This is a genomic window from Alloalcanivorax sp. C16-2, assembly GCF_046507615.1.
GTDB classification, from domain to species: domain Bacteria; phylum Pseudomonadota; class Gammaproteobacteria; order Pseudomonadales; family Alcanivoracaceae; genus Alloalcanivorax; species Alloalcanivorax marinus_A.
The window spans coordinates 327,957-348,927 of record NZ_JBKFTL010000003.1; the positions used below are offsets into that span (position 1 = coordinate 327,957).

Genomic DNA, 20,971 nt, shown 5'->3' on the forward strand with positions numbered 1-20,971 from the left:
CGTGGGCATGTAGGAGCGACTTCAGTCGCGATGCCGACGGCACGGGCATGATCGCGACTGAAGTCGCTCCTACAACCCTGCGGCCCCGCGAACGTCAGTCGCCTTCGACGATCAGCAGGTCGGCGCTCAGTGAGCGGGGCGTTTGCGTGCGGCGTTCCACCACCCGGGCGTTGAAGCGCGCTTCGCAACGCTCGGCCAGGGCATAGAAGGGGGAGCGGCCCGGGTCGGCGATGATGATCCGCTTCACGCCTTGACCCAGGGCCCGGCGGATCAGGTTGAACAGCACCGGCGTGAGTTCGTCCCAGAAGCAGATGTCGGCGCCGGTGATCACGTCCACGCCGGCCAGGCGCTGCTTGGTGAGGCGCTCGAAGCGGCAGCGCAGGGTCTCCACCTCAACCTTGTTGATGGCGGCGTGCAGCGCCAGGTAGGGGAAGACATCGGCGTCCGCGTCCACGGCGGTGACCCGGCAGCCCAGCCGCTTGGCGGCGAAAATCGACAGCGGGCCCCAGCCGCAGCCGATGTCCATGAGGTGCGTTTGAGGGCCCACTTCACCGCGCCGCTGCAGGCGGGTCAGCTCGTCCATGATCAGAAAGCTGGAGTTCCACACCTTGTTGCCGTGGATCGATGGCTCATGCTCGCGCTTGAGACGGCGCACTGCCCGGTGGCCGCTGCGCAGCAGGGTCAGGCCACGGGTCTGGACGGTGTGGGGCTCGCCGCGCTGAATGCGCGGAATCTCGAATTCGGGAAGGTCTTGGGTCATGGAAGCCGGCGCCTTGGAAAAGCAACGACATTAAGGGCGCCGGCGTCGGGGATCAAGGCTGGACGTTGTTCCAGAACTGGCGGAACGCCTCGGCGCTCTCCTCCGGGGCTTCCGCCATGGGTACATGGCCGACACCGTCGAGTACCACCGCTCGGGCGTCGGGCAGCTCCTGCTCGAACACACGGACGTTATCCAGGCTCAGCAAACGGTCCTCGCGGCCCCACAGAATCAGTGTCGGTGTCTTGACCCGCGGCAGCACGCCGCGCCCCTTGAGGCGCATGGCGGGGTCCAGGTTGATGTCCCGCCACACCTTCTCGGCGACATCGGCATTGGCGGCCTTTTCCTCGCCCATCAGGGTGATGGCGAAATCGGGGATGCCCACGGAGCGTTCCGAGGCCCAGTCCAGGGTGGTATGGAATTCCTCGGCGCTGTGCGGGATCAGCGGGTTGCGGTCGGCCTGTTCCTGGGCGTTGAGGAACTCGGCGGTTTGCAGGGTGAGGCCGGCGGAGTCCACCAGACCCAGTGACAGCAGGCGATCCGGCTGGCGGCGCGCCATCTCGATGGCGATGGCGCCGCCCATGGAGTTGCCGGCCACATGGAAGCGGTCCACGTCGAGGGTGTCGAGCAGGGTGAACAGGCGCTCCGCCTGGGTGCTGATGTCGTAATCCATGTCGGTGGTGCGCGGCGTGGTCTGCCCGTGGCCGGGCAGATCCGGGATCACCAGATAGTAATCACCTTCCACCTGGTTGGCGAAATGGATCCAGTTGCGGGCGTCGGCGCCGAAGCCGTGGATCAGCACCACCACGGGCGCGTCCCGGTCGCCGTTGCTGGTCAGTACATGCCAGTTCAGGCCATCCTTGGTTTCCACATGGCGATCGTCCAGGCCGGCACGCCATTTCTCGAACGCCATGCCCTGGTCGTAGGCCCAGTGGCGGGTGGTGTCGCAGCCGGCCAGAAGGGTCAGCGTGGCGACCAGAAAGATGGTGCGTAATACCATGGGGCGCTCCTTTATTATCCGTGATTGTCCCCCAGGAAAGGTCAGCGTAGTTGATCCGCCCCCCGGTTGGCAGCGCCGGAAAGGTCAAAAACGGTAAAGCGTGAAGAAGCGGTCGGGGAGGGGCTCAGCGGGTTTTCAGATTCCAGATACCGGCGCCGATGATCAGCAGAGTGCCAAGTACCGTGGACAGCACCAGGGTTTCGCCCCAGAACACCCAGCCCAGCAGCGCCGCCCACACCACGGCGGAATAATTGTAGACCCCCACCTGGCCCGGTCGGGCGATCTGGTAGGCATTGGTCATCGCGAACTGGCCGCCGATCGCTACCGCGCCGATGCCGAGCATCCACAGTGCCTCCTCGGCGTTGGGCCACTGACGCACGCGCAGCAGCAGCAGGGCGGAGAACAGGGTGGCGAACAGGGAGAAGTAGAACACCACCCGGTGCGGCGGCTCGCTGGCCGCCATGCGACGAATGCTGACCTTGGCGATGCTCATGATCATGGCGCCGGCCAGGGCCACCAGCATCACCGGGTCGACGGCGCCATGACCGGCCTGCAGGATCACGCCCACCCCCACGAAACCAATCAGAATCGCCAGCCAGGTATGGCCGCTGATGCGGTCACCCAGCCACAGCCAGGCCACCAGCGGCAGGAAGAAAGGTACCGTCATCTTCACCAGCACCGCCTCGGCCAGCGGAATATGGGCGATGGTATAGAAGAAGCAGAACATGGCGGACACGCCGGTGAAACCGCGAATGAAGTGCAGCCCCAGGTGTCCGGTACGCAGATCGCGGATGCCGCCACTGGCCACCAGGACCGGCATCAGCACCGCCAGGCCCAACAGGTTGCGACCGAACACGATGACCTCCACCGGCATGGTGTCGGACAGATGCTTGATCATCGCCGCCATCACCGCCAGCAGACCTTCACCCAGTACCAGCAGCAAAGCGCCCTTGATCGGCTGATCGGTGCCCTCGTGGTTCACCGGGCCGGCTGGCCTTTGCCGGGCAACTGAGGGAGGATGCGTGCTTGAGTGCTCATGCGCCATCTCGCGATAGGGGGCGGCATTCTAACGCCGGCACGCCGCCCTGACCATGGAGAACACCCGACATGCGCTGTTTCATCGGCCTGCCGGTCCCCGCCGAGCCGGGCGCCGCGCTGGGGCGCCTGCCCTTGCCGGCCCGGGCTCGGTCGGTAGCCGCCACGGACCTGCACCTGACTCTGGCCTTTCTTGGCGAACGGTCCGGCGGCTGGGCCCGGGCGCTGTGGCCGGCCCTGGCCGGCATCGCCGCCGCCACGCCGGCCTTCGACCTGACGCTGCCGGCGGTGGACGTGTTCCCCCGCGCCGGTGGTCGCGTCCTGGCGGCCCTGGCGGAACGGGACCCACGCCTGCTGGCCCTGCACGGAGCGGTTTGGCGAGTGCTGCGAGACGCGGGCGTGGCGGCAGAGACACGGCGCTTCCTGCCCCACGTGACCCTGGCGCGGCTGCCCGCGCCGACCGAGTCCAACCCGGTGCCGGGCCCCTGGACCCTGCCAGTGCGCGAAGTGATGTTCTACCAAAGCCCGCCGGAACAGGACGGCTATCGCGCTCTGGCGCGCTGGCCCACCGGCACGGATTGAAGGGGCACGACCGCGCCAGGCGCGGCGGGGCGGCGTTCCCGGAAGGGGGACCACGACGAGACGCGGCCCTGATGGAGAGACCGGCCCACGAACGCGCGGCCAAGCCAAACGGTCAGCCACAAAAAAGCCCGGCGCGAGGCCGGGCTTCCTGGGGTCGGATGATCGCGGCGATCAGCCTTCCTTGAGGGCGGTGGTGATGTCCACCACGGCACCCTTGCCATCGCCGAACAACATCAGGGTGTTGTCCTTGGCGAACAGCGGGTTGGGCAGGCCGGCAAAGCCCGGGCTCAAGGAGCGCTTCACCACCACCACGGTCTTGGCCTTGTCCACGTTGAGGATCGGCATGCCGTAAATCGGGCTGCCTTTGTCCTCGCGGGCCAGCGGGTTGGTCACGTCGTTGGCGCCGAGCACGATGGCCACGTCGGTCTGCTCGAAGGTCGGGTTGATCGCGTCCATGTCCTTGAGCTTGTCGTAGGGCACTTCCGCTTCCGCCAGCAGCACGTTCATATGGCCGGGCATACGGCCCGCCACCGGGTGAATCGCGTACTCCACCTCGCCACCATGGGCCTCGATGGTATCGGCCAGCTCGCGCACCGCGTGCTGGGCCTGCGCCATGGCCAGACCAAAGCCGGGCACGATCACCACGCGCTGAGCGGTTTCCAGCACCATGGCCACTTCCTCGGCGGAGGTGGACTTGATCTTACCCTCGTACACCTCGTCCTGATCCATCGCTTCGCCGGCCTCGGCCATCACGCCGAACAGCACGTTGGTGAGCGAGCGGTTCATGGCCTTGCACATGATCTGCGTGAGGATCAGACCGGAGGCGCCCACCAGGGAACCAGTGACGATCAGAGCGCTGTTGCCCATCACGAAACCGGCGGCGGACGCGGCGATACCGGAGTAAGAGTTGAGCAGCGCGATCACCACCGGCATGTCGGCGCCGCCAATCGGCAGCACCAGCAGCACGCCGAGGACGGCGGCGGCGATGGCCAGCGCCCAGAACACGAGCGGCGTGCCCGGGTTCATCACCAGGTAACCGATCGCCACCAGGGAGCCGATCAGGAGCAGCGCGTTGACCAGCTTCATGCCGGGGAAACCCATCGGTTTGCCGCCGATCAGTTCCTGCAGCTTGGCGAACGCCACGAAGGAGCCGGTCAGGGTGACGGCGCCGATCAGCACCGCCGCGCCGGTGGCGATGATGCCCACCACGTCCGGGTGCCCGCCGCGGAAGAACTCCGCCGCCGCCACCGCGAAGGACGCGCCGCCGCCGAAGCCGTTAAGCAGGGCCACCAACTGTGGCATGGCGGTCATCTGCACTTTCTTGGCCAGGATGGCGCCGATCACGCCGCCGACGATGACGCCGGCGATGATGATTTCATAGGTGACGATGTCGCGGTGCAGCAGGGTGACCACACAGGCCACGCCCATGCCGGCGGCCGCCAGCATGTTGCCGCGAACGGCGGTCTTCGGCTTGGTCAGGCCCTTGATGCCAAGAACGAAGAGAATGGCCGAGATCAGATAGGCGATATCAATCCAGTTATCGGAAATCTGCATGGGTTACTTCCTCTTGAACATCGCGAGCATGCGATTGGTGACCATGAAGCCGCCAATCACGTTGATGGTCGCCAGCACCACGGCAATGAAGCCGAGCACGTTGATCAGAAGACCCGCGTCGGAGCCGGCGGCGATCAGGGCGCCCACCAGGGTAATGCCGGAGATCGCGTTGGAGCCGGACATCAAGGGAGTGTGCAGGGTCGGCGGTACCTTGGTGATCAGTTCCACACCCAGGAAGATCGCCAGTACAAAGAGGGTAAGCTGTGCCACGAAGTCCATTACTTGTCCTCCTCGCCGTGGTCGCCTTCGGCGTCGTCGGACGCTTCCGGTTCGGCTTTCTTGAGTTCCGGCAGGCCCAGCATCTCGCGCAGCCGTGCCTGGGGCACGTCGCCGGCGTGGCTGATCACGGTGTCGGCCACGATCTGGTCCTCGAAATCGAGTTGCAGGTCGCCGTTGTCGTCGAGCAGCAGGTTGAGCAGGTTTTCCATGTTCTTGCCGAACATCTGGCTGGCATGGAACGGCACGGAGGAGGGCACGTTGGTGGGGCCGATGATCAGCACGCCGTTCTCCACCACGGTCTCGCCGGCCTGAGTGAGCTCACAGTTGCCACCGCGCTCCGCCGCCAGATCGACGATCACGGAACCGGGCTTCATCGCCTTGACCATGTCGGCGGTGACCAGGATCGGGCTCTTGGCGCCGGGAACGGCGGCGGTGGTGACCACCACGTCCATTTCCTTGATCACCTCGGTCATCAGTTCGCGCTGACGCTTGAGGAAGTCCTCGCCCTGGGCCTTGGCGTAGCCGCCGGAGCCTTCCGCCTCGCCGGTATCCAGGTCCAGTTCCACGGGCTTGGCGCCCACTGAAAGGATCTGTTCACGGGCCGCCGGACGCACGTCGTAGGCTTCCACGATGGCGCCGAGACGCTTGGCGGTGGCGCAGGCCTGCAAGCCGGCCACGCCGGCGCCCATCACGAACACCCGGGAGGCGTTCAGGGTGCCCGCGGCGGTCATGTTCATCGGGAACATGCGGTGCGAGGCGTTGGCCGCCAGCAGCACGCACTTGTAGCCGGCGATCATGGCCATGGAAGACAGCACGTCCATGGACTGGGCGCGCGTGATGCGCGGAATCAGTTCCAGGGCGATGCCGGTGACCTTATGGTCGGCCAGGGTTTGGGCGAATTGAGGATTGGCGAGTGGATCCGTCATGCCAATCAGGAACTGATCGGCTTTCAGGTTGTCCAGATCCTTATCGCCATTGGTCGTATTGCTACCCGGAGTCTGGACTTGCAGGATAGCCTGAGCGTTGGAAAAGACGTTGTCCCTGTCGACGAGCTTCGCGCCGGCGCTCTCGTACTCGCCGTCGGTAAAGCCAGCCGCCTCGCCGGCGCCGTGTTCGATCAGAATCTCGACGCCTTGCTTCTTCAAAAGTGCGCCGACGTTGGCGGGCGTAAGAGCCACCCGTTCCTCGCCGGGGCAGATTTCCTTGGGTACACCGATAATCACCTGCGTTACCCCCATCTTATGGTTCGTCAAACCGGTCCCGGATTTTTTTCCGGGACCTCGAAAAACGGCCGGTTTATTCAAACCGGCCGCCGAGCAGGCTGCTAACCTTATTGTGGAGTGACCAGCTTGGCAAACAAGAAATGTCTGTCCACTGGACGAACGGTCAATAATTGAGCGGAAAGATCACCGTTTTTTCTCAGTTTTGTTCAGTTTTTGATCAACAATGGCCCGGTCCGACGCTTCCCGCATATGCACGAACGGCTCCAGAATGGTGTTTCCGCGCACCTGTGCCTTGATCACATGTAAAAAGGTGTAAGCCCCCAGCAATTTCCGGAACAAAAAGATGAATTCCTTGGGCGGCACGTCGAAATGCACCGACAGGGCGGTGCGGCTGGCGCGGTTCATCACCCGGTTCGGCAGGTCGCTTTCGCCCCACAGATATTCACCCTTTTCATTGACCACCGAGGGCGGTGGCGGGAAGCGGTCCGGGTCCTGCAGGGCTTCGATGGCCTCGAAACACAGCGCCGCGAAATCATCCAGCAGGCGCCGGGGCACATCGCCGGACAAAAAGCCCAGGGCGCGCATCGCATCCACCAGGCGGTCGGTATCGTGATACCAGGCGGCGCGGATCATTTCCCGGCCGGGCCCCAGCACATCGTCATCGAAATCACGAATGGCGCCGAAATCGAGCAGCACGATCTGGTCGCGGCCATCCTCGCCGACCCGCATCAGGTAGTTGCCGAAGTTGGGGTCGGTCTGCATTTTGTCCCACTCGAACACCTCCCGACAGCACAGCTCCATGATCGCGCGGCCCAGGAAATTGCGCCGTTCCTGGCCAAGCTCGGTCACCGACGGGTCGCTGATGTGCACGCCTTCTTCGTAGGACAGGCAGAGAATGTTGTGAGTGGAGTAGTCGCCGAACACCTCCGGCACCACGAAGCGCGGATCGTCGAGCAGCGCCTGGCGGAAGTGTCGGGTGGTGTGTGCCTCAAGGTCGTAATCCACCTCGCGGCCAAGCATGGCGCGCACTTCATCGAGCCACTGGTTGAATTGCTCGGTGATCGGCACCAGCCGGCTCAGTTTCAACAGACGCACCAGGGCACGCATATCCGAGTCTATGGCGTCGGCGACGCCGGGGTACTGGATCTTGAGCACCAGTTGGCGACCGTCGCTTTTGCGCCGGGCCCGGTGTACCTGGCCCAGGCTGGCGGCCCCCAGGGGCTCCGGGTCCACGTCCAGCTCGCTGAGTTTGACGGTGCCCAGTTGCTGCTTGAGATGCTTCTCAACCGCCGGCCATTCCAGGGCGGTGGTGCTGTTCTCCAGGGTATGCAGGGCGGCGGTGACCTCCTCGGGCAGGAAGTGCTCGCCGAACAGCGCCATCATCTGGCCGATCTTGACCACCGAGCCTTTCAGCCGACCGAGTTCGTCGACCAGTTCCCGGGCTCGCTCGGACAAATTTTCCCGGCGCCGCGCCTCGCGCTTGTCGGCACTGCTGAACAGGCCGCCGGCGCTGGTGGTGGCGTAGCGCGCGCCGGCCAGGAAACCGGCCCGGGCCAGTGAGAAGCGGCGTTCCAGGGAGCCGGTCTTTACCCGTTTCACGGTTTTTCGTGCCATAGTGCCTCGCGCCAACGATGAACAGAGGGGACGGCGGGGTCCCGAACGCCCCCGCATTCTATCGTGGGATGCCTCGAATACCTACATGGGGATGGATATGCAGACCACCTGGATTCTGCTGCGTGGGCTGGTGCGCGAGCAGGCCCACTGGGAGGGGTTCGCCGAGCGCCTGGCCTCGGCGCTGGGCAGCGGCCACCGGGTGCTGCCCCTGGATCTGCCGGGTAACGGCGTGCTGCACCGGAAACGCAGCCCGGCGCGGGTGGCGGCCATGGTGGACGCCGCCCGGGATCAACTGGCCGGCCTTGGCGTGGAAGGGCCGGTGCGTCTGGTGGCGTTGTCGCTGGGCGGCATGGTGGCGGTGGAATGGCTGAAACGGTATCCACGGCAGGTGGCCGCCGCGGCGCTGATCAATTCCAGCGCGGCGCCGTTCAGCCCGTTCTGGCGGCGCCTGCGCCCTGGCAATTATGGACGGATTCTGTGCCAGGGATTGCTGAGCCGCGACCGGCTGGCCCGGGAGCGCATGATTCTGGATATCACCACCAACCACCTGTCGCCGCTGGAGCGGGACGCGGTGGCCCGGCGATTCCTGGCGGTGGATCGGGCACGACCGGTGTCCGCCGCCAATACCGTGCGCCAGCTGTGGGCGGCGGCCCGTTTCCGGGCGCCGGCGAGGCTGCCCGAGGGGCCTTCGGTGCTGGTGATCAACGGCGCCGGCGACCGACTGGTGCACCCGGACTGTTCCCGGGCCCTGGCGCGGGCCTGGGAGCGGCCTCTGGCGGTGCATCCGGACGCCGGCCATGACCTGTCCCTGGACGCACCGGCCTGGTTGACCGATACCCTGGTCCGCTGGGCGAATCCGCTGTCTTGACCGCGCCCGGGTGGCGCTCTAGCGTGTACAGAACCCGCCGGTTCTGAGCCGGCCCGGTATCAGGAGCACAATCATGGCCACGCCCACCGAACTGGCCCGCCTGCGGGCGGGCCCGAGCACGCCCCGGGAGCATATCTGGTTCGATCGCTATTCCCATTCCCGGTTGCAGAGCTGGCGCCGGGTCCAGGACCCGCTGGCGGACCGTTGTCTGGAATCGGTCCCGTTCCGTCGTCCTTCCGGTTTGCTGGAGGAGGTCGAGCGACGTGCCGGGGAGGAGGGCGGCGTCTACCGGGACTTCCTGGAGCATTGTTTCACGGTGCCGGGCTGGGTGGACTTCGAGGCCATGGAACTGGGCCGGCGCATGTATCGCCGTCACGGCGCCCTGCAGGGGCTGGTGTTGATGTGTTCCAGCCTGGTGGAGGGCTATGCCCACAACAAACCCTCCCAGGTACTGGTGGCCACCGGTCGTTTACAAAAGGATGTCTCCCGGCGCATCTACGAAACCGGTCAGATGCTGCACAACATCGCGGCTCCGGACGGCTTGCGCCCGGGAGGGCTTGGCCACCGCACGGTGATGGAAGTGCGGCTCCTGCATGCCGCGGTACGCCGTTTCCTGGCCGAACGCGGTGACTGGGACGAAGACCGCTACGATCTGCCCATCAACCAGGAGGACATGGCCGGCACGGTGCTGGAATTCGACTACATGGTGGTGCGTGGGCTCAAGCGCATGGGGCTGTACATCAGCCGTGAAGAGCACGAGGCGATGCATTACTTCTGGCGCTACGCGGGCTACCTGCTGGGCGTGGACGAAGCGCTGCTCACCACCAGTCTGGAGGAGCAGGAAGTGCTGGCGCTGCAGCTTACCTCTCACCTTTATGATCCCACCGGGGACAGCGAGGCGCTGGCCAAGGCGTTGCTGCGCGACATGAGCAACAAGCCACCGTTTCATCTTCCCTATGACGTGCTGGTGGCGGTAAGCCGGTATCTGATCGGCGACGCCATGGCCGATGATCTAAACCTGCACAGCCGGGTGTCCTCGGCGGCGGCGGTGCGTCTGACGCGCGCCGCGCTGGGCGCCGCCAGCCTTGGGCAGCGGCTGCTGCCGGACGCGGCCAAGCGGCGCCTGGAGGATTTCAATCACGGTCTGGGCCGGCGCACCCTCAAGGTGGGATTGGGGGGCGATCCGGCCCGCTGGGGGTTCAAGGCCCTGGCCTGATCCAGGGCCGGTTCTTCAGGAGTCCTTACACCGGTTTACAGGCCGGCTCCCTTGTCGGCGACCCGCTGTTCATGGAGCAGGCCCATCATGTCGGCCAGAATATGGCCGGTTTCGCGCAGATAGGGGTCCTCGTCCATGGGCTCCTCGTTGGCTTCCGGGTCGAGAGCACGCTGTTCCTCCAGTTTGCGCAGGTCTTCCATCTTGTCGATCGTGTCCTCGCCCCGGTATTCGCGCAGGCGGTTCTCGATGGCCAGGCGCTTGCCGTCGAAGTCCCGCTGCCAGGCCTGGCGCTGCTCGGCGTTGAGCGATAGCTCATGGCGCTCGTTGGCCTGGCGCAGCAGGTCGCGCAGTTTTTCCACGTACACGAATTCCGGGTTGTCCTGGATGCGCTTGTCGTGGCGCTCCCGCAACGCCGGCAGCAGCGGTACCAGGTCCTGGTAGCGCTGATAATCCGCCGGTTTGATCTCGTCCCATGGCATCGCGTTGGGCAGGCTGCTTTCACCCACCTCCTGCTTGTCGATCAGAGAGGGCATGTTCACATCCGGCACGATGCCCAGATTCTGGTTGCTGGAGCCGGATACCCGGTAGAACTTGGCATTGGTCATTTTCAGCTTGCCGTGGTTCAGATCCAGCAGGGTCTGCACGGTGCCCTTGCCGTAGGTCTGATCGCCGACAATCAAGGCGCGACCGTAGTCCTGCATGGCGCCGGCGAAGATCTCCGAGGCCGAGGCGCTGTAGCGGTTCACGAGAACCGCCATGGGGCCGGCGTAGAGCATGCCCGGATACTGATCGTTCTCGACGCTGACGCGGCCACCGGCCTCGCGCACCTGCACGGTGGGGCCACGATTGATGAACAGGCTGACCAGCTTATTCACCTCCAGCAACGAACCGCCGCCGTTGTTGCGCAGATCGATCACCAGGCCGTCCACGTTTTCCTTGCGCAGCTCCACCAGCAGCTCGGCCACGTCCCGGGTGGTGCTGGTGTAGTTGGGGTCGCCGCGATGGAAGGCATTGAAGTCCATGTAGAAGGCGGGAATCTCGATCACGCCCAGCTTGACGGTGTCGCCGTCATGCTGGAATTTGATCACTTCCTTCTTGGCGGCCTGTTCCTCCAGTACCACCTTGTTGCGGGTGATGGCGATGGTGCGGGTGTCGTGCTCGCTGGCGCTGCCGGCGGGGATCACTTCCAGGCGTACCTCGGAGCCCTTGGGCCCGCGGATCATGTCCACCACCTCGTCCAGGCGCATGCCGATCACGTTGATCATGTCGCCATCTTCCTGGCCCACCGCGACGATGCGGTCGGCGGGCTTGATCTGACCGTGCTTGGCGGCCGGGCCGCCGGGCACCAGGCGCACCACCTTGGTGTAGCCGTCCTCGTACTGCAGCACCGCGCCGATGCCTTCCAGGGAACGGCTCATGCTGATGTCGAAGTTCTCGGAATTGTGCGGGGTGAAGTAGTTGGTGTGCGGGTCGAAGGACTGCGCCAGCGCGTTCATATAGGTCTGGAACACATCCTCGGAAGTGTTCTGGCGCACCCGGTTGAGCTGGCTTTCGTAGCGGTTGGTGAGACGCTCCTGGATGGCCTCGTCCTCGGTGCCGTTGAGGCGCATGGAGAGCACCGCGTTCTTCAACTGGCGGCGCCAGATCTGGTCCAGGGCCGTGTCATTGGCGGCCCACTCCGCCTCGCTGCGGTCCACCAGCACTTCCTCGTCGCCGTCGAAGGACCAGTCGTCGAAACCGGCCTTGATGTCGTCGAGGATTTCCGTCAGGCGGGCCTCCAGGCGTGTCTGGAAGCGATTGAAAATGGTGTAGCCCGCTTCCAGTTCGCCGTCCTCGAGCTGGTCATCCAGCTTGTCGCGATAAACCTGGAAGTCGTCGATGTCCTGGCGGGTGAAGTACAGCCGATTGGGGTCCAGGTCCTTCAGGTATTGCTCCAGCACCCGGGCGGACAGCGCATCGTCGAATTTGAGCCGGCGGTAGTGCAGGTCGAGCCGGTCGACGATTTCCTCGGTGGCCTCGCGGTGCACGGCCTCGGGCTTGAGCGCCCCCTGGACCTCGGGGCCGGCTTTGAGGTCGCCGCCCACCTTGAGGGCGCCGCCCAGCAACAGGGCCGCGAGAAACACGCCTAACAGCTTTCGGAATACGGACATGGGCGAACTCGGTTGTGTTTGGATCAAAGGTTTTGCCCCAGTATAAGGGAATCGGCGGCCACGCACAGGGGGCCGCCCATAGGCAAGCGGCGGCGCCCGCGACATACTGTGGCCTTTGCCAGCCATGGGACCACGACGGCCGTGCATCGTTTATTCACCGGGTTTTTTCTGATCGGCATCCTCGGCGCGCTGGGGCAGCTTTTGAGCGGCGACCTGGAGGCGCCGGCGCGGGTGGTGGCGGCGTTGTGGCGCGCCGCCGACCTGGCGGTGGAGGTAAGCCTGGGCCTGATCGGCGTGCTGGCTCTGTGGAGCGGCCTGTTCCGGCTCGCCGAGGAAAGCCGCCTGGCCGATCGCCTGGCCGGCGCGGTACGCCCGCTGCTGGCGCGGCTGATGCCGTCGCTGCGCCGGGACCCGGCCGCCGGCGCGGCGGTGTCCATGAACCTGGCCGCCAACATGCTGGGCCTGGACAACGCGGCCACGCCCCTGGGGCTGAAGGCCATGGAGGCGTTGCAGGCCGACAATCCGCGACCGCGCCGAGCCACCGACAGCCAGATCATGTTTCTGGTGCTGAACACCTCGTCAGTGACACTGGTGCCGGTAACGGTACTGCTCTACCGCGCCCAGCAGGGCGCCGCCGACCCGGCGGCGGTGTACCTGCCCATGCTCATGGCGACCACCGTATCCACCTTCGTGGGCGTGGCGCTCACCGCCCGGGTGCAGCGGATACCGCTGCGCGATCCGTTGCTACTGGCGGTGACGGGGGGCTGGCTGGCTCTGCTCGGGTTGTTGGCCCTGGGCATCTGGCTGGCGCCGCCGGCGCTGGGCTCGACGCTGTCCGGTCTGCTTGGCAACGGCATTCTGCTGGCGGTGATCGCGGCCTTTTTCTGGGCCGCCTGGCGGGCCCGGGTGGACAGCTACGATTGCTTCGTGGAGGGGGCGAAGGAAGGCTTTCACCTGGCGGTGAAATTGATTCCGTATCTGGTGGCGATGCTTGCCGCCATCGCCATGCTGCGTGCCAGCGGTGCCCTGGAATTGTTTCTGGACGGTATCCGCCACGGCGTGGCGGCGCTGGGCTGGGACACCCGGTTCGTGGATGCCTTGCCGGTGGCTCTGCTTAAGCCGTTGAGTGGCTCCGGTGCGCGGGCGGCGATGCTGGACGTGATGCAGAGCCAGGGGGTGGATTCCCTGGCCGGCAAGATGGCGGCGGTGATGCAGGGCTCCACGGAGACCACCTTCTACGTGCTGGCGGTGTACTTCGGAAGCGTGGGAATTCGGGATATGCGGTACGCGCTTTGGTGTGGGTTGGGGGCGGATCTGGCCGGGTTGGTGGCGGCGATCGGGTTGAGTTATCTGTTTTTTGGTTGATCTTGTCGATGTTCTCCAGAGGGGGCTGCCACGAGACGGGCTGGTTCTCGATCGGGGCCGCGTGGCTTCGTTGACTCGGTTTTGTGGGGTTAGCGGGGAATGATTTCTCGGAAGGTGAGGTTGAGGCGGGGGGCGTTGACGCGGCGGCGGCGGGGCAGGGCGTGTTCGAAGTGGTGCTGGGTTTGCGGCGACATCACCAGCAGGTCGTCGTGGTGCAGGGTCAGGATGTGGGCTTGGCGGTGCTCGCCGTGGCGGCGGAAGGCGAAGTCGCGGCTGGCGCCGAGATTGTAGGAGAGCACCCAGGGCGTGGGGCCCAGTTCCGGTTCGTTATCGCGATGCCAGCCCATGGTGTCGTCGCCGTCGCGGTAGAGGTTGGCGAGCACGCCGTTGGGGGCGCGACCGGTAAGCTCGGTGAGGCGGTGACGCAGGGCGGCGAGGTGGTGCGGCCAGCCGTGGCCTTCGTGCACCAGGCCGGAGTAGCGGTAGCGCACGCCGGCGTCGGCCAGCCAGCAGGTGCGGCGCGGTACCGGGTGTTCACGGCCGAATACACGCACCGTGGGAGACTCCCAGGGCAATTCGTTACAAAGCGTGTGGAACAACGGCGTGGCCTGTTCGCCGAGAACCCCGGAGAAAAGCCACAACCGCGCGCCATGGCCCAGCTCCGTGGGAGCGGGCCAGGAGGGCGGGCGTGATAGGGTGGAGTTGACACTCATGACGCGCTGCTCTATCTAACCGCTGTCGATGTTCTCTGACCGTTTCGGGAGTCTAACATGCTGCACGTCTACGATATCGAGAATGGCGTTCTGCGCGAGCGCGACGTGGCCGATTTGACGCCCACGACTTCCGACGCGGCGAGTTGGATCGACATGGTCGATGCCACCGACGAGGAACGCGAGCAGGTGCAGCATTTGTTCCGCCAGGCGCTGCCGGCCTCCGACGATGTGGAGGAGATCGAATCCTCGGCGCGCTTCTTCCACGATGAGCACGGCCTGCACGTCCACTCCCTGTTCGTCTACCAGGCCGAGGGTCGCCACCGCACCGCTACCGTGGCGTTCGTGTTGCAACCCGGGCGCCTGCTCACCTTCCGCGACTCACGGCTGCCGGATTTCCGCCTGATGCGTCTGCGCGTGCGGCGTGGCTGGGTTCGGGTCCAGGAGCCGCTGGATATCCTGCTCAATATCCTTGAGCAGAAAACGGAGAACCTGGCGGACACCCTGGAGGACATTCACCGGGACCTGGAGGACGTCAGCTACCTGGTGCTGGAAGATGAGGAGGCGGAGCTGGAGGACGGCATCGAGAAGCTGGCCCACCTGGAGGACAGCAATGGCAAGGTGCGCCTGTGTTTGATGGACACCCAGCGTTCGATTTCATTCATTCAGCGTTACGTGCGCGCCGACAAGGACCGCCGCCGCACCTGTTCGGAAATCCAGCACGACCTGGATACCCTGATGTCCCACGCCACCTTCCTGTTCGAGAAGATCAACTTCCTGATGGATTCCACCCAGGGCTTCATCAACATCGAGCAGAACCAGATCATCAAGATTTTCTCGATCGCCGCCGTGGTGTTCCTGCCGCCGACCATGATCGCCAGCATCTACGGTATGAACTTCCAGGTGATGCCGGAGCTGCAGTTCAAGTTCGGCTATCCGATGGTGATCGGATTGATGATTCTGTCCGGCATCGCGCCCTATTGGTATTTCAAGCGTAAGGGTTGGTTATAGGGGCAGGTTGAAAGCTGCAACCGCCTTTCAGACCGACCATTTGCCTTGTTCGTGGCTGACGCGATCCTCGTCGCGCAACTTGATCAGATGGGCTTCCAGGGACAGGCAGGCAACGCCGTGCAGAAAGTCAGGCACGTCGGCGTAGACCCGGGTGACCAGCTCCTGCACCGTTACCGGGGTGGCATCCAGCGCTTCGAACACTTTTCGTTCCCGCTCCCGGCGATGGGCCAGGGTCTTGTCCACGGTGGTCATCGGTTCGGTAATCAGTTCGCCGTGGCCCGGTGCCATGGTATCGATGCGATAGTCGCGCAGCAGCGCCAGGGAGGCCATGTATTCGGCCATGGAGCCGGACGGCGGCGCGATTACCACGGTGGAGCCCTGGATCAGGTGGTCGCCGGTGAACAGCAGACGCTGATCGACCATAAGGTAGCACAGGTGGTTGCCGACATGGCCGGGGGTGGCGATCACTTCCAGCGGCACCCCGCCGCAGTCCAGCAGGTCGCCGTGGCTTAACAGCCGGGCCGGAGCCCAGCTCTCGTCCTGCAGCCCGTCATCGGGGACCGGCGGGCCGAGCATTTCCGCGCCGGTGGCCTCGGCCAGGGCCCGGGCGCCGGGGGAATGGTCCCGGTGCGTGTGGGTGACCAGAATGCGCTCGATGGGGCGTTCCAGTTGTTCCGCCGCGCGCAGCAGGGCGCGGGTATGCTCGGGGTCTTCCGGTCCCGGGTCGATGGCGGTGAGGGTCCGATCACCGAGCAGATAGCTGTTGGTGCCGGGCCCGGTCATCATTCCCGGGTTGCGGCCCAGGACCCGCCAGGCGTGGGGCGCGATGGGGGTGGCTTGACCAGGAATGAGCGCTGCCATGATCTCTCCTACAGCCGCTGCTGTGCTTCAGGGAGCCGGCATTGTGACCATTTCGTTTTCGCTTGGCCAGCCCTGAAAAATGGAACGCTAACGGCCATAAACCTCCACGCGCAGCACTCGCAGGCGCCAGCGATCCGCCTGGATGTCGGGTTCCGGGCGCGCCACCGACAGGTTCAGCGGGTAGCGGCCATTGGGCGGAATGTGCATGGACACCGTCTCCCGGCTCTCGTGGATTACCTCGCAGGCGGTGGCCGGCGGGCAGCGCAGCGCTTCCACCGCCAGTTGCACCCGCGCCACCGCATGCTCGCCCCGGTTGGCGATGTCGCCACTGAGCCGGTAGGTGGTTTCCGTGCGGTGCACCTGGGATACCTCGGCGATGACTGTCTCCGGGTCCGCCGGGGCGCGCCGCTCCTGATCGGTGAACAGGGTCGCCGCGCCAAACAGGGTGCCCGCCACCAGCACTCCGGCCAGAGCCAGGTAGAAGGGCCGGCGGCCCGCTTGCCAACTGCCCCACAGCAGCACTACCACCGCCACGGTGACGGTCAGAATCAACAGGAAACGCATCGTTAATCGTTACTCCCCGGTCTCGTGGGCGCCGTCGATCGGGCCCATGGGTTTCTTCTTTACGTGGTCTTCTTATAATCAGTGTCGCGTCATGTAAAGGAGAACACCATGCTGATCGTTGTGTCACCGGCGAAAACCCTGGATTACGAGTCGCCGCTGCCGTCCTTGCGCGCAACCCGACCGCGCCTGCTCGACGACAGCGCGGAACTGGTGGCGCGTGCCCGCCAGCTCTCGCCGGCGGACCTGGCCAGCCTGATGAAGGTCAGTGACAAGATCGCCCATCTTAACGTGGAACGGTTCGCGCAGTGGTCAACGCCGTTCGACAAGGACAATGCCCGACCCGCGATCTTCGCCTTCAAAGGCGACGTCTATACCGGGCTGGATATTGAACGCTTCGATGCCGATGACTTGCAGGCGGCGCAAAAGCGCCTGCGCATTCTCAGCGGTCTGTATGGCGTACTCCGCCCCCTGGACCTGATGCAGCCTTACCGTCTGGAGATGGGAACGCGGCTGGACAATGCCCGTGGCAAGGATCTCTACCAATTCTGGGGCGAGATCATCACCGACCAATTGATCAAGGATATGAAGGCCGCCGGCACCGACGTGCTGGTGAACCTGGCCTCCAACGAGTACTTCAAATCCGTGCACCCCAAGCGGCTGCCGGGGCCGGTGATCGAACCGGTGTTCCAGGACGAGAAAAACGGCAAGTACAAGGTGATCAGCTTTTATGCGAAAAAAGCCCGGGGCTTGATGGCCGCCTGGATTCTGCGCGAAGGCATCGACAAGCCGGCGGCTCTGAAGAAATTCCGGGAAGCAGGCTATCGTCACGACGCGGAAGCGTCCACCGACACCAGGCCGGTGTTCCGGCGTGAAGAGCAGTGAAGGTGGCCGGTGAGGGGGGATCGCGCCTGAAACGAATCGCGGCTGAAGCCGCTCCTACAGTGCCTGCTTCGCGGTAGGAGCGACTCCGGTCGCGATCAACGGAGAGCGTCAGCGCCAGTCGCTTTCGAAATCCTCGGGCTTGACCACCAGCACGTCGTTGCCGGTGCGGGTAAGCAGGGATTCGGCGGTGGCGCCAAGCAGCAGGCGCTCCACGGTATTGCGGCGCACCGTGCCGACCACCAGCAGATCCGCGCCTTCCTCTTCGCAGTAGTCGGTGAGGGTGCGGGTAACCGGACCTTCCAGCAGGGTGGTCCTGTCCTCCGGCAGGTTCTCGCGTTTGGCGAATTCGGCCAGCGCTTTTTCGTGGTACTCGCGGATGCTGTTGGCGCTGGCGGCGTATTCGGGCAGGGCTTCGCCGGCCACCAGCAGCAGGGTTTCGTCCGGGTGCTCAAGCACATGCACCGCTTCCAGTTCCCCGTGCAGTTGCTCGCTCCAATACCGGGCGGTGTGAATCACCGCGGCGTCAAGGCCGCCGGGCTTTTCTTCCGGTTCCACGGCGGCGGTGAAGCGCGGAGGCGTTCCCCAGGGCTGGGAATGCACGCACAGCACGGGGCAGGGCGCATGACGGATCAGCAGCCAGTCGCGGGGAGTGAACAGGTGGCGTTTGAGGGTGCCTTCCTCGCTGGTGTGAACCACCACCAGGGCGGGGGCGCATTCCACCACGGTGTCACGCAGGGCCGTTTCCGCGTCGCGGTGCGGCGCCACGCGTTTATTGACGGTGGTTTCTCCAGCGGTCAGCTCATCAATGCGCTTTTCCCATGCCTTGGCGATCTGGCGTTCGGCGCTTTCCCGGCGCGCATCGTCGAAGCCCACCGCGCGGCGCATCGCCGGGGAATCGCTGTTGATCGCCACGGTCAGTGGCAGGCCGGAGGCCCGGGACAGTTGTAGCGCTTTTTCCAGGGCCGGTTGCGGCGCTTTCAGGTCGCGGTCGAGGAAAACCAGAATGCCATTTTCGGAGCTCATAGTCGGTGTCCTTGCTAGCGGGAATCAAGCGTCCTGCACGGAATCCAGGCGACCGGTGCCGCACAGGGCCGGGCGATCAAGAATTTCTACCTCGCGGCCATCCACCCAGAGCAGGTTCTGCTGCTGAAAGCGGGTAAAGATACGGCTCACGGTTTCCACCGCCAGGCCCAGATAGTTGGCGATGTCGTAGCGGGACATGGGCAGGCGGAAGCGTTTGTTGCTGAGCCCGCGACGTTGTTGCCGGGTGGCCAGGGAGAGCAGCAACGAGGCCACGCGGTCGTCGGCGCTCTTCTTGCTGAGCAGCATGTGCAATTCCCGGTCGGCACGGATTTCCTTGCTCATCAGACCGAAGAAATGATGCTGCAGGCTGGGAATCTTGTGCGACAGATCCTCCAGGCGGTGGAAAGGGATCTCGCACACCGTTGAGGTCTCCAACGCCTTGGCGTTGGACAGGTGGCGGGCGGTGCTGATGCCGTCCATGCCGAGAATCTCACCGGGCAGATAAAAACCAGTCACCTGCTCCTCGCCTTCATCGGAAAGCACGTAGGTCTTCAGTGCTCCGGAGCGAACCGCGTAAACGGAATGAAAATCGTCGGCGGCGCGGAACAGGTGCTCACCACGTTTCAGTGGTCGTCCGCGCTGGATGATCTGGTCGAGCTGGTCGAGCTGGGCGGGAGCCACGGCCAGGGGGAGACAGATCGGGCTCAGGCTGCAGTCGTTGCAAGAAACGGTGCGCGGCATGATGCCCCCTTGTTGGCTGCGTATGGAAGAAGATAACTCAGTGGTTATCAATGTTGCTGCGTACGACATTATAGAAGGCCCCATGGGCTGAACAAGTGTCGGTGGCCACAAAAACGGGCCAACCTCAGATGATGCGGCTGAAACGCTCTCCCTGGCTGGCGACGGCGAAGCGGTCGAAGGGCTGGACCAGGGCGCGTGCCACCAGCCGACCGGCTTCGGTGATCACCAGGTCACTGCCTTCCATGGCAAGCAGGCCCAGGCTTTCGAATTCACCGAGTTGCTCGAGGCTGTCGGCGAAGTAATCGGTGAAATCCACGCCCCAGTTTTCCCGGAACGCGGCCAGATCAAGACGCAGATCACACAGCAGCCCCATGATCACCGAGCGGCGTAGCCGGTCATCGCGATTCAGCCGATAGCCGCGCTCCAGCGGCCAGCGGCCAGCGGCCACGGCCTGTTCCCAATCCTCAAGACGTTTCGGCGCCTGGGCGTATACATCGCCCAGATCGCTGATGCTGCTGACGCCGAACCCGAGCAGGTCGGCGTCACCATGCAGGGTGTAACCCTGGAAGTTGCGGTGCAGCCGCCCCTGACGCCGGGCCACCGCCATCTCATCATCGGGCAGGGCGAAGTGATCCATGCCGATCAGTTCGTAGCCGGCCTGCTGCAGCATCTCGCCGGCGCGCACCTGCATCGCCAGTTTTTCGGTCGGGCTAGGCAGGGTCCGTTCGGCGATCTGGCGCTGAATCTTGAAACGGGCGGGAAGGTGCGCGTAGTTGTACAGGGAGATGCGGTTGGGACGCAGCTCCACCAGTTGTTCCAGGGACCGCGCCAGGCTCGATTCGCTCTGCCAGGGCAGACCGTAGATCATGTCCGCGTTGAGGGAATGGAAGCCGAAATCGGCGGCGTCGTCGAATACGCGCCGGATCATGTCCAGCGGCTGGACCCGGTTGACGGCCTGCTGCACACGCGGGTCCAGGTCCTGAACGCCCAGGCTCAGCCGGTTGAAGCCAAGCCCGCGAATCAGCCCCAGGCGGGAGCGGTCCACGGTACGCGGGTCGATCTCCATGGCGTAGTCGCCGCGGTCATCCTCCAGCAGGCGGAAGTAGCGGGCCAGGTCATAGACCAGCTCGGTGATCTGGGCGTCGTTGAGGAAGGTGGGAGTGCCGCCGCCCCAATGCATCTGCACTACCGGCCGTTGCGGTGACACCATGGCCGCCTTGCGCCGCAGTTCGCTTTTCAAGTGGGCGAGATAGTCCACGGCCCGGCGCCGGTTGGCGGTGACGATGCGGTTGCAGGCGCAGTAGTAGCACACCGTGGCGCAGAACGGGATGTGGCAATACAGGGAGAGGTCGCGGCGCTCCCGGTTCCCCGCTTCCACGGCGGCTTCCACGTCGGCGAACCGCAATTCCTCATGGAATTGGGTGGCCGGCGGGTAGGAGGTATAGCGGGCCCCGGGCCCGCCAAAGCGGCGAATGAGATCCGGGTTCCATGTGGTCATGGGCGATGCTCCAGGTAACAGGCGATGCCATCATGCCT

Annotated in this window: 20 protein-coding genes; 6 read left to right on the forward strand and 14 right to left on the reverse strand. The window is 64.8% G+C overall.

Annotated elements, in window-relative coordinates:
* Window positions 1–94: 94 nt before the first annotated feature.
* The 3 genes from ACLD02_RS15115 to ACLD02_RS15125 all read right to left on the reverse strand — a co-directional run bounded on the left by ACLD02_RS15115 (window position 95) and on the right by ACLD02_RS15125 (window position 2,739).
* Window positions 95–760, reverse strand: coding sequence for a class I SAM-dependent methyltransferase (locus tag ACLD02_RS15115; protein WP_203099752.1), 666 nt, complete (start codon window positions 758–760; stop codon window positions 95–97).
* A 52-nt stretch (window positions 761–812) separates the two neighbouring features.
* Entirely contained in the window at window positions 813–1,757 is a 945-nt protein-coding gene (locus ACLD02_RS15120; RefSeq protein WP_203099750.1) for an alpha/beta fold hydrolase, read from the reverse strand.
* A gap of 124 nt (window positions 1,758–1,881) precedes the next feature.
* On the reverse strand, window positions 1,882–2,739 hold the full coding sequence (locus ACLD02_RS15125) for a DMT family transporter (RefSeq protein WP_338015147.1): 858 nt from the start codon (window positions 2,737–2,739) through the stop codon (window positions 1,882–1,884).
* 125 nt (window positions 2,740–2,864) lie between these two features.
* On the opposite strand from ACLD02_RS15125, the gene thpR reads away from it, so the two are divergent.
* Complete coding sequence (thpR, locus tag ACLD02_RS15130) at window positions 2,865–3,374, forward strand: RNA 2',3'-cyclic phosphodiesterase (protein WP_410299082.1); 510 nt, start codon at window positions 2,865–2,867, stop codon at window positions 3,372–3,374.
* A gap of 171 nt (window positions 3,375–3,545) precedes the next feature.
* Here the strand turns inward: thpR and ACLD02_RS15135 are convergent, their stop codons facing one another.
* From ACLD02_RS15135 to ACLD02_RS15150, 4 genes are all read right to left on the reverse strand, one after another.
* The gene (locus ACLD02_RS15135; protein WP_238400751.1) at window positions 3,546–4,928 is read right to left on the reverse strand and encodes an NAD(P)(+) transhydrogenase (Re/Si-specific) subunit beta; all 1,383 of its coding nucleotides are present in this window, start codon (window positions 4,926–4,928) and stop codon (window positions 3,546–3,548) included.
* 3 nt (window positions 4,929–4,931) lie between these two features.
* Window positions 4,932–5,207 (reverse strand): NAD(P) transhydrogenase subunit alpha, encoded by a 276-nt coding sequence (locus ACLD02_RS15140; protein WP_161385650.1) that lies wholly within the window; start codon window positions 5,205–5,207, stop codon window positions 4,932–4,934.
* Window positions 5,207–6,430, reverse strand: a complete 1,224-nt coding sequence (locus ACLD02_RS15145; protein WP_203100382.1) for a Re/Si-specific NAD(P)(+) transhydrogenase subunit alpha — start codon at window positions 6,428–6,430, stop codon at window positions 5,207–5,209. Before ACLD02_RS15145 ends, ACLD02_RS15140 begins: the two co-directional genes overlap by 1 nt.
* Before the next feature lie 183 nt (window positions 6,431–6,613).
* Entirely contained in the window at window positions 6,614–8,044 is a 1,431-nt protein-coding gene (locus ACLD02_RS15150; RefSeq protein ID WP_203099744.1) for an AarF/UbiB family protein, read from the reverse strand.
* Window positions 8,045–8,141: 97 nt separating this feature from the next.
* Here ACLD02_RS15150 and ACLD02_RS15155 point away from each other — a divergent pair, with 97 nt between their 5' ends.
* On the forward strand, window positions 8,142–8,912 hold the full coding sequence (locus tag ACLD02_RS15155) for an alpha/beta fold hydrolase (protein WP_203099742.1): 771 nt from the start codon (window positions 8,142–8,144) through the stop codon (window positions 8,910–8,912).
* 73 nt (window positions 8,913–8,985) lie between these two features.
* On the forward strand, window positions 8,986–10,128 hold the full coding sequence (locus tag ACLD02_RS15160; protein WP_410299083.1) for an oxygenase MpaB family protein: 1,143 nt from the start codon (window positions 8,986–8,988) through the stop codon (window positions 10,126–10,128).
* 35 nt (window positions 10,129–10,163) lie between these two features.
* On the opposite strand, the gene ACLD02_RS15165 is transcribed toward ACLD02_RS15160, so the two are convergent.
* On the reverse strand, window positions 10,164–12,278 hold the full coding sequence (locus tag ACLD02_RS15165; protein ID WP_410299084.1) for a carboxy terminal-processing peptidase: 2,115 nt from the start codon (window positions 12,276–12,278) through the stop codon (window positions 10,164–10,166).
* A 141-nt stretch (window positions 12,279–12,419) separates the two neighbouring features.
* On the opposite strand from ACLD02_RS15165, the gene ACLD02_RS15170 reads away from it, so the two are divergent.
* On the forward strand, window positions 12,420–13,643 hold the full coding sequence (locus tag ACLD02_RS15170; protein ID WP_410299085.1) for a nucleoside recognition domain-containing protein: 1,224 nt from the start codon (window positions 12,420–12,422) through the stop codon (window positions 13,641–13,643).
* A gap of 89 nt (window positions 13,644–13,732) precedes the next feature.
* On the opposite strand, the gene ACLD02_RS15175 is transcribed toward ACLD02_RS15170, so the two are convergent.
* Entirely contained in the window at window positions 13,733–14,356 is a 624-nt protein-coding gene (locus tag ACLD02_RS15175) for an alpha-ketoglutarate-dependent dioxygenase AlkB family protein (protein ID WP_203099734.1), read from the reverse strand.
* Window positions 14,357–14,413: 57 nt separating this feature from the next.
* On the opposite strand from ACLD02_RS15175, the gene corA reads away from it, so the two are divergent.
* The gene (corA, locus tag ACLD02_RS15180; protein ID WP_203099732.1) at window positions 14,414–15,364 is read left to right on the forward strand and encodes a magnesium/cobalt transporter CorA; all 951 of its coding nucleotides are present in this window, start codon (window positions 14,414–14,416) and stop codon (window positions 15,362–15,364) included.
* 27 nt (window positions 15,365–15,391) lie between these two features.
* Here corA and ACLD02_RS15185 read toward each other — a convergent pair whose 3' ends face one another.
* Both ACLD02_RS15185 and ACLD02_RS15190 read right to left on the reverse strand, forming a co-directional pair.
* On the reverse strand, window positions 15,392–16,225 hold the full coding sequence (locus tag ACLD02_RS15185; protein ID WP_410299086.1) for an MBL fold metallo-hydrolase: 834 nt from the start codon (window positions 16,223–16,225) through the stop codon (window positions 15,392–15,394).
* 87 nt (window positions 16,226–16,312) lie between these two features.
* On the reverse strand, window positions 16,313–16,789 hold the full coding sequence (locus tag ACLD02_RS15190) for a hypothetical protein (protein WP_203099729.1): 477 nt from the start codon (window positions 16,787–16,789) through the stop codon (window positions 16,313–16,315).
* Window positions 16,790–16,897: 108 nt separating this feature from the next.
* On the opposite strand from ACLD02_RS15190, the gene yaaA reads away from it, so the two are divergent.
* The gene (yaaA, locus tag ACLD02_RS15195) at window positions 16,898–17,671 is read left to right on the forward strand and encodes a peroxide stress protein YaaA (protein WP_203099727.1); all 774 of its coding nucleotides are present in this window, start codon (window positions 16,898–16,900) and stop codon (window positions 17,669–17,671) included.
* Window positions 17,672–17,779: 108 nt separating this feature from the next.
* Here the strand turns inward: yaaA and ACLD02_RS15200 are convergent, their stop codons facing one another.
* The 3 genes from ACLD02_RS15200 to hemN are packed head-to-tail and all read right to left on the reverse strand — an operon-like array spanning window position 17,780 to window position 20,933.
* On the reverse strand, window positions 17,780–18,694 hold the full coding sequence (locus tag ACLD02_RS15200; RefSeq protein WP_203099725.1) for a universal stress protein: 915 nt from the start codon (window positions 18,692–18,694) through the stop codon (window positions 17,780–17,782).
* A 24-nt stretch (window positions 18,695–18,718) separates the two neighbouring features.
* A complete protein-coding gene (gene fnr / locus ACLD02_RS15205) occupies window positions 18,719–19,519 on the reverse strand; it encodes a fumarate/nitrate reduction transcriptional regulator Fnr (protein ID WP_410299087.1) in 801 nt (266 codons plus the stop codon).
* 40 nt (window positions 19,520–19,559) lie between these two features.
* Window positions 19,560–20,933: an oxygen-independent coproporphyrinogen III oxidase gene (gene hemN / locus ACLD02_RS15210; RefSeq protein ID WP_410299088.1), complete on the reverse strand. Its 1,374-nt coding sequence runs from the start codon at window positions 20,931–20,933 to the stop codon at window positions 19,560–19,562.
* Between the last annotated feature and the right edge of the window lie 38 nt (window positions 20,934–20,971).